Below are 457 nucleotides of genomic sequence, written 5' to 3' on the forward strand. Positions count from 1 at the left end.
CATTATCACCCCTTCCCCCGTTTGAACCGGCTGTATCAGCCGGTTTTTTTAATAGGCGGATGCGATGATTTTTTTATTCTTCAAACAGTTTCGGCTTTACATCGCAGGTGCTGCTTTCTGGCTGGGGCAAACATGTACATCTTGATAAAAAATTCTGTGCTTGTCATGAATGCGATACTGATTGTACCGTCTGCCGCCTATATTTGCCGCCGAACCGCCTTTTTGCCATGCTTCTCATCCGCGCGGTTTTCCTCGGCTCAGGGAGGCTTGCGGCGGAAATAAAAAAGAGCTGTATAAAACAGCTCTTTTCTTTTATAAATCTTGCGGTTTAAAGGTTTTGCAATCCGTTTCTTCACTTTTTTCAGCGGTTTCGCCTGTATGGCTGACCACATAAATAGCGTCGGCCGTGCATTTGTTTCCTCTGCCCCAATATGAACAGTTATTGACTTCACACAGA

1 protein-coding gene is annotated in these 457 nt (G+C 45.1%); it reads right to left on the reverse strand.

The window, feature by feature from the left end; translation table 11 throughout:
- Window positions 1-312: 312 nt before the first annotated feature.
- The gene (locus tag SB658_RS21920; RefSeq protein ID WP_410602284.1) at window positions 313-456 is read right to left on the reverse strand and encodes a DUF1540 domain-containing protein; all 144 of its coding nucleotides are present in this window, start codon (window positions 454-456) and stop codon (window positions 313-315) included.
- Window position 457 lies beyond the last annotated feature (1 nt).

Source organism: Bacillus sp. SIMBA_008 (assembly GCF_046535495.1).
GTDB classification, from domain to species: Bacteria; Bacillota; Bacilli; order Bacillales; family Bacillaceae; genus Bacillus; species Bacillus subtilis.